This is a genomic window from Legionella navarrensis (assembly GCF_052527415.1).
This window is the reverse complement of record NZ_JBNVZR010000037.1, coordinates 1-8,424: the sequence shown is the minus strand read 5'-3', so window position 1 is coordinate 8,424 and position 8,424 is coordinate 1. Positions and strand designations below refer to the sequence as shown.

The following is an 8,424-nucleotide window of genomic DNA, read 5'->3' as shown; positions in this document are numbered from 1 at the left end:
CGCACCGCTGTCTTCTGCTATGGCTGTGAGAACAACAGAAGCTCCCGCTGTGGGCGCGTCATTCACCGGCGTAATATCCAGACTGGCTGTAGAGGGAACGCTGGCAATGCCGTCGCTGATGTCAAAGTTAAAGCTGACACTGCTCTCATCGTTCAGCGCCGGCGTGTAGGTCCAGGTGCCGTCGTTATTATCAACCAGCGTGCCGCTGCCGCTGGCAATCGAAAGATTCAGCGCCTCAAGACTGCTGCCGGCGTCCACGTCACTGGCGTTGGCCAGCAGTTCGGCCTGAGTGATCACGCGCGCACCGCTGTCTTCTGCTATGGCCGTGAGAACAACAGCCGCTCCGGCCACGGGCGCATTGTTAACCGGCGTAATGTCCAGACTGGCCGTAGAGGCAACGCTGGTACTGCCATCGCTGATGTTAAAATTAAAGCTGACGCTGCTCTCATCATTCAGCGCCGGCGTGTAGGTCCAGGTGCCGTCCAGGTTATCCACCAGCGTGCCGCTGCCGCTGGCTATGGACAGGTTCAGCGCCTCAAGGCTGCTGCCGGCATCCACGTCACTGGCATTCGCCAGCAGTTCGGCCTGAGTGATCACGCGTGCACCGCTGTCTTCCACTATGGCTGTGAGAACAACAGAAGCTCCCGCTGTGGGCGCGTCGTTAACCGGGGTAATGTCCAGACTGGCTGTAGAGGGAACGCTGGCAATGCCATCACTGATGTCAAAGTTAAAGCTGACACTGCTCTCATCGTTCAGTGCCGGCGTATAGGTCCAGGTGCCGTCGTTATTATCAACAAGCGTGCCACTGCCGCTGGCGATCGAAAGATTCAAGGCCTCAAGGCCGCTGCCGGCGTCAACGTCACTGGCGTTGGCCAACAGTTCGGCCTGGGTGATCACGCGTGCACCGCTGTCTTCCGCTATGGCCGTGAGAGCAACAGAAGCTCCCGCAACCGGTGCGTCATTAACTGGGGTAATGTCGAGACTGGCCGTCGAGGGAACGCTCAGACTGCCGTCGCTGATATCAAAATTAAAGCTGACACTGCTGTTGTCATTCAGCGCTGGCGTATAGGTCCAGGTGCCGTCATTATTATCCACCAGCGTACCACTGCCGCTGGCTATGGACAGATTCAAAGCCTCAAGGCTGCTACCGGCGTCCACGTCACTCGCATTGGCCAGCAGTTCGGCCTGAGTGATCAGGCGCGCACCGCTGTCTTCTGCTATAGCTGTGAGAACGACAGCTGCTCCCGCTGTGGGCGCATCATTCACCGGCGTAATATCCAGACTGGCTGTAGAGGCAACGCTGACACTGCCATCGCTGATATCAAAATTAAAGCTGACACTGCTCTCATCGTTCAGTGCCGGCGTATAGGTCCAGGTGCCGTCGTTATTATCAACCAGCGTGCCACTGCCGCTGGCGATCGAAAGATTCAAGGCCTCAAGGCTGCTGCCGGCATCCACATCACTGGCGTTGGCCAGCAGTTCGGCCTGGGTGATCACGCGCGCACCGCTGTCTTCCGCTATGGCTGTGAGAGCAACAGAAGCTCCCGCAACCGGTGCGTCATTAACCGGGGTAATGTCGAGACTGGCCGTCGAGGGAACGCTCAGACTGCCGTCGCTGATATTAAAATTAAAACTGACGCTGCTGTTATCATTCAGGGCCGGCGTATAGGTCCAGGTGCCGTCGTTATTATCAACCAGCGTACCACTGCCGCTGGCTATGGACAGATTCAAAGCCTCAAGGCTGCTGCCGGCATCCACATCACTGGCATTGGCCAGCAGTTCAGCCTGGGTGATCACGCGCGCACCGCTGTCTTCCGCTATGGACGTGAGAACGACACCGGCGCCAGCCATCGGTGCTTCGTTCACATTCTGAACCCCAATCGTAATAACCTGTACAGCAGAATCATAAGTACCATCGTTAACCACGACACTGATGCTGTGGCTGGACTGCGATTCGAAATTCAGTTGTTTACCGGCCTGCAGGCTGATTTCACCAGTGGCACTGATTTCAAACAGATTATCCGGGTCGTTGACGATGCGGTAGGTGGTTGTTCCGTTGACCGTGTCCTGGTCCGTAAATATGACCTGACCAATCACCGCGGTATCGTTGATGTTTTCAAGAGCAGAAAAGCTATTGGAAGAGGTGATAACCGGCGCCACGTCATTGGTGTTGGTAGCCGCCTGAATGAACACAAGGTTCTCAATACCAACAATACTGATGTTCAGGTCAAAGCCAAGAACACCGGAATACGAGTTGAAATCGAAGCTGTTTCCCGCTGGATTGCTGGCAAAATCAGTCGTGATACCAGCGCTGACAATAGCCGCATACTGCTGCTTGCTGACCTGCAGAATCAGCGTGTCGTTGTCTGCTCCGCCATCGTAGGCATCGATATTGCCCGCATTCTGGCTGACGTTGTGGTAGATAATGTCATCGCCAGCATCACCATGGACAGAATCATTACCGCGACCGCCGTACAGACGGTCATTACCATCTCCTCCATTGATGATATCGTTACCATCATCGCCGCTGAGCCAGTCATCACCGAGGCCACCGTTTATGGTATCGTTTCCAATACCACTACTGACGCTGTCATTATCGGCATCGCCGTTGATGGTATCATCACCCTGCCCACCAATCAGACGATCAACGCCGTCACCGCCGCTGATGATGTCATTGCCATCATCACCATTAATGATGTCATCGCCAGAACCACCAAACAACGTGTCGACACCTGCCCCACCGCTGATACTGTCGCTATCGGCATCTCCCAGAATAAAATCATCACCCAGGCCACCGAACAGGCGATCACTACCATCGCCACCGCTGATAGTGTCGTTACCATCATCGCCACTGAGCCAGTCATCACCCAGATCACCGCTCAGACTATCGTTACCAATACCACCACTGATGCTGTCCGCGTCGGCATCACCGAAAATGGTGTCATCACCACGGCCGCCAGCCAGACGGTCACTGCCGTCTCCACCGTAAATCAAGTCGTTGCCATCATCACCACTGATGTTGTCTGCACCAGAGCCGCCCGACAAGGTATCAATACCGGTTCCACCACTGATACGGTCGTTACCGGCATCACCGTTGATACTGTCGTTACCTGTGCCGCCATAGAGTCGATCGTTACCATCGCTACCGCTGATACTGTCGTCACCGCCATCACCGCTTAACCAATCGTCATCCAGACCGCCGATTAACGTATCGTTTCCGAGGCCACCGCTGATGCTGTCGTTGCCGGCGTCGCCAGAAATGGTATCGTCTCCATTCCCACCAATCAGGCGATCATCGCCGTCATCGCCATTGATGATGTCGTCACCGTTTCTGCCATTGATATTATCGTTGCCCAGACCACCCAGGATTCGGTCATTCAATAAGGTACCAATTATGACATTGTCGTCATCATCACCTTGTATATCAGCCATACAACACCCCGTCCTGTTTAACCAGGCGAGCCAGATTTCGGCGCGGCGTCACAAATGTGATCGTGAGTGAAACTACTTCCGTGTGAAACAATCAAGCGGAAATTGGCAGGTCAACATTAAATATTTTATTAACATCCATATTGTATTATTTTAGAACACTTGATAATAAAAATACAGAATGATGGCCCTTATCTCGTTAAAATATCGTAAAGAAATCTGGCATTTTGTATCGGTACCAGATGCATCATTCCTCAAAAAAGCAGGGAGAAAGCCCCCGACCTAAACCGCTACGCTTATGTCAGACAAATACCGATCTGGCACTCTCGTTATCTGGCCAAACCATGGATTATTTTTTGAACTAAATTGACAATTTCAATTCTGATACGATAATCATTAAGAGTATCGGTCAAACCAAAATCCTTTGCCGGCGTGGCTTGTACCTGCTTTCACAAAGGTCAGACAGGTGCTAAAATACTTTGTAACAATTTGTATTTTTCCTGTTAACGCAGACGATTATTACGGAGAATAAAATGGACAGCAACGGACAGGCCAGCCATGATTATTTTATCGACGGCGTTACAAATCTGAGCTTTACGGCCGGCGCGTTTCGTTTTGATCTCGTCAGCCTCATACCAGATGCCAGTTCAGGCAAAGAAGACGGAGAACAAAAGCAGCAACTGAAAAAGCACGCGCGTGTGATTATGACCCCTCAAGGCTACGCCCAGATGTTGAAATCAATGCAGGATATTCTGGACAAGGTTCGTGAACACAACATTCCTCAATCCGATCAATAAGCCGGTCATAACTCAGGGGCCGCAATGAGCGCGGATATCAGCGAGGAATTTCAGCCGGGTGAGGTCTTTGACCCTCTGCTTGAATGTCTGCTTGTTTTCACTAAACGCTATCAGCGCAATTGTTCGCGACGTGTGCTGACCGCCGGTCTGCCTCTCGAAAACCATTGCCTGACACCCAGCCTGTTCGTCCGCGCGGCTGCCCGTGCCGGGCTTAACAGCCGTATTGTCAAACGACCTCTGCGCAAAATCTCGAACCTCGTGTTACCGGTTGTTCTGGTTCTCAAAGACAATCAGGCCTGTATTTTAAGCAAACGAACGCACGATGGCCGCTTCAGCCTGATGTTTACGGAATCGGGAACAACTGAAATCGAAAAAACTGAGGACGAAATCAATGAACTGTACTCCGGTTACGCCATTTTCATCTATCCAATACCGGTGATTGAAGAACCGGCCAGAGAAAAAACCAGTGCCGGGAAATCGTGGTTCTGGGGAACCCTGTGGGGCTTTCGCCGCAGTTACCTCGATGTGTTGCTGGCGGCGCTGTTGATTAATATTTTTACCGTTGCATCACCTCTGTTTGTGATGAACGTCTACGACAGGGTTGTGCCTAACAACGTCATGACCACACTGTGGGTCCTGGCCACAGGAATCATGATTGTGTACATCTTCGATTTGCTGCTGCGAACCCTGCGCGGTTACCTTATCGACGTGTGCGGAAAAAAAGCCGACATTCTGATGGCCGGCAGCCTCTTTCAGCAGGTAATGGGCATGGAGCTGGCCAGCAAGCCCTCTTCGGTGGGTGCGTTTTCAAACACCATGCGTGAGTTTGAAACGGTTCGTGATTTTTTTACGTCTGCAACTCTGACCTCGCTGGTTGATTTACCCTTTATCATTCTCTTTCTCTTTCTCATCTGGTATCTGGGCGGCCCCATCGTTTACATACCTTTATTCACGGTTCCCGTGGTCATTATTCTGGCCTGGCTTCTCGAAAAGCCGCTGCAGCAGGTCGTCAAGGAAGCCTTGCAGACGGCGTCCCGTAAAAACGCCGTTCTGGTCGAATCGATGTCGGGCCTTGAAGTCATAAAAAGCATGGGCTCGGAAGGTATTCTGCAGAAAAAATGGGAGACTCTGGTCGCAAGCAACGCCCGCCTGGGTTTAAAGTCGCGCTTTTTATCTGCCATTGTGGTGAACATGACCAACTTTGCCCAGCAACTGGTCAGCGTTGCGGTGGTGGTACTAGGAGTGTACCAAATCTCCTCCGGCGCTCTGACGCTGGGCGGACTTATCGCCTGCACGATTTTGGCCGGCCGTTGCCTGACACCTCTTGGGCCCATGGCCAACCTTGTCACCCGCTATCAGCAGGCCAGGCAGGCCCTGCAGGGTCTTAATCAGCTCATGGAAGCACCGCAGGATCGTTCTCCAGACAAACAATACCTGCACCGCCCGCATCTGACGGGCAATATCGAATTCGAGCACGTCAGCTTTCAGTACCCTAATCAGCAAAATATGGCATTGAATGACGTGTCATTCAAAATCAAGGCGGGTGAAAAAATAGCGGTGGTAGGCCGCATTGGCTCAGGCAAAAGCACATTCCAGAAGTTGTTGCTCGGCCTGTATAAACCCGCATCGGGATCCATTCTGCTTGACGGAGCCAACATTCTGCAGATTGATCCCATCGATTTACGGCACAACATCGGCTACGTACCTCAGGACTGTCTGCTGTTCACTGGCAATGTACGCGAAAACATTGTCATGACCAAGCCCTGGGCAGACGATAACGCTGTGCTCGATATCGCCAGAATAACCGGCGTGGATCGCTTCATCAGCCAGCATCCAACGGGCTATGATCTGCATGTAGGTGAACGGGGCGAAACATTGTCTGGCGGCCAGCGCCAGTCCGTGACCATTGCCCGCGCATTATTACCCAATCCCCCCATCATCCTGATGGACGAGCCAACCAACGCCATGGACGAACGCACAGAAAGTGAGTTGATCAATGGACTGGCTCCCTATCTCAAAGACAAAACGTTCATTGTTGTGACTCATAAACCATCATTGCTCAATCTGGTAGACAGGATCATTGTGTTCGAAGGCGGGCGCATCGTGTTTGATGGGCCAAAATCCAGCCTGGTAAAACCAGGTCCGCAACCCGATAAAAGCAAGCAATCATAAGGACCCTATGTTTTTTCTGCCTTGGAAAAAGAAAGTAAATCATAACCGGCTTGAAGCAGAAGACGATGAGTTTGTCGTAGACAGCAAAACGGCTCTGCTGGACAAAACCACACCTCTGGCCAACAAAATTTTATACACGGTACTGCTTTTTTTACTGGGCTCTGTGTTATGGGCAGCATTCGCTACCATTGATGAAATCAGTGTTGCCGAAGGTAAAATCATTCCCTCATCGCAAAACAAAATCATACAAAGCCTGGACGGAGGTATTGTTCAGGAAATGCTGGTACACGAAGGCGAAACCGTCGAAAAAAATCAGATTTTACTGCGCCTGGATGTCACACGTTATGCAGCGGATTATGGACAGGCCAAAGAAAAATATTACGCGTTGCTTGCGATGATTGCCCGTCTCAAAGCCGAAACGCAGGATCTCGATTCGATTAACTTTCCAAAGGAAATCCTGCCTTTCAGCGACCTAATCGCCCGCGAAAATAAGCTGTTCAAAACCCGCAAGGAAGCGCTGGCCGCCGACTCCGCGGTTCTGGAAAAAAGCTACGCGCTGGCCAATCACGAAGTAGAGATCATGCAGCCCCTGGTGGACAAGGGATATGCCTCTCGCCTTGAACTGATTCGCGCGCAGCGTGATGCCAACGACATCAAGGGCAAGCTACAGCAGCTTAAAAGTCAGTTTCATGAAAAAGCGCTTGAAGAGTTAAATCAAAACAGCGCCGAACTGTCATCAATAATCGAAAATCTGACCGCCCTGCGCGATAAAATGGATGATACGGTTATCGCGTCGCCAGTCAAAGGGATTATAAAAAAAATCAATGTCGTGACTATTGGCGGCGTCATTTCGCCTGGCATGGACATTATGGAAATTGTACCCATAGAAGACAATCTTCTGTTTGAGGCAAAAATCAAACCCACAGACATTGCGTTCATTCATCCGGGTCAAAAGGCATCCATCAAACTGACCGCCTATGATTACACGGTTTATGGTGCACTGCATGGGCAGGTAGAGTCGGTCAGCGCCGACTCTATAGAAAATGAGAAGGCACGACCAGCCACCGGAATCCCCGAGATTTATTATCGGGTACTGATCCGCGCCGAGCGGAACTATCTCGGCTCGGAACATCACAAACTGATGATTATTCCCGGTATGTCGGGCACAGCACATATCGTTACCGGCAAAAAAACCGTATTAACCTATTTGTTAAAACCGTTTATCAAAGCGAAGCAGGAGGCACTGCGGGAACGCTGAGAAGCGAAGCAATCCATGTTCGAAGCAGGAGACCATGGGGTATTTCACGTGGGTCAGAATGCCCAGGCAGTTTAACAGTACTTATCAAACGCTTTTCCACCATACCAGCATGCAAAAACCTGCTTACAAAAATACAGCCGTTCCGTTTATTTTACTCTGGATTTTCTCGATGCCAGTGACGGAATATTATCCAGAGGGATACTGAACTGTATCTGACCCTGAATGGCTGAAAAGGCGTTTCTGCCAATGCCGTCGTATTGAAGGCTTGGTCCGATGGATAGGCCGGACGGAAACACAATGTCCAGACCGAGCTTGACCCTTCCTGAAAATCCGTCAAAGAAGTTCTGGAATACCAGATTCTGTCTGCCGCCAGGATCAAAATTGTAGATGCCTTCAAATGACAGACTGGTGGTTGTTCTGCGCAGCGTTTCGCTCAGATAAAAATAGGATATTTCCGGGCCAAAATTAAATTGCCCCAGCGAAATCCGCTGGCCTGGAATGCTGACGTTGGCGGAGTTGGTGAAGCGATACTGGTTCTCCTGATAGTACGTAAAGCCGGTGGTCGGCGACAATCGCCAGTTGCGGTACTGCCAGTCGCCGGTCAGCTCTGCGTTATACAGGCTGCGGCCGGTATTGAAATGGTTCTGATATATATTCATTATCGTCATCTGATTATCTGACTGTCCCCAGGCTGCGCGCGTGTGCAGATACAAATCCGGTGCGATACGGGCGCTCAGATAGGGGCCTATCATCCAGCCCTGGCCACTT

Annotated in this window: 5 protein-coding genes; 3 read left to right on the top strand and 2 right to left on the bottom strand. The window is 51.4% G+C overall.

What is annotated here, in order from left to right:
* A partial coding sequence (locus tag ACQUTA_RS12900; RefSeq protein ID WP_444988677.1) for a cadherin-like domain-containing protein occupies positions 1-3,432 on the bottom strand: 3,432 nt, incomplete at its 3' end.
* 530 nt (positions 3,433-3,962) lie between these two features.
* Between ACQUTA_RS12900 and ACQUTA_RS12895 the strand changes: the two genes are divergently transcribed.
* From ACQUTA_RS12895 to ACQUTA_RS12885, 3 genes are read left to right on the top strand one after another with little or no spacing between them, the layout of a single operon-like run.
* Positions 3,963-4,226 (top strand): hypothetical protein, encoded by a 264-nt coding sequence (locus ACQUTA_RS12895; protein ID WP_444988676.1) that lies wholly within the window; start codon positions 3,963-3,965, stop codon positions 4,224-4,226.
* 24 nt (positions 4,227-4,250) lie between these two features.
* Positions 4,251-6,398: a type I secretion system permease/ATPase gene (locus ACQUTA_RS12890; protein ID WP_444988675.1), complete on the top strand. Its 2,148-nt coding sequence runs from the start codon at positions 4,251-4,253 to the stop codon at positions 6,396-6,398.
* A 7-nt stretch (positions 6,399-6,405) separates the two neighbouring features.
* The gene (locus ACQUTA_RS12885; protein WP_444988674.1) at positions 6,406-7,656 is read left to right on the top strand and encodes an HlyD family type I secretion periplasmic adaptor subunit; all 1,251 of its coding nucleotides are present in this window, start codon (positions 6,406-6,408) and stop codon (positions 7,654-7,656) included.
* Between the two features lie 146 nt (positions 7,657-7,802).
* Here the strand turns inward: ACQUTA_RS12885 and ACQUTA_RS12880 are convergent.
* Positions 7,803-8,424 (bottom strand): autotransporter outer membrane beta-barrel domain-containing protein (locus ACQUTA_RS12880; protein ID WP_444988673.1); only part of this gene is annotated, 622 nt, incomplete at its 5' end.

Coding starts and splice junctions, on each gene's coding strand:
- ACQUTA_RS12895 (WP_444988676.1), top strand. CDS start 3,963: ATGGACAGCAACGGACAGGCCAGCCATGATTATTTTATCGACGGCGTT.
- ACQUTA_RS12890 (WP_444988675.1), top strand. CDS start 4,251: ATGAGCGCGGATATCAGCGAGGAATTTCAGCCGGGTGAGGTCTTTGAC.
- ACQUTA_RS12885 (WP_444988674.1), top strand. CDS start 6,406: ATGTTTTTTCTGCCTTGGAAAAAGAAAGTAAATCATAACCGGCTTGAA.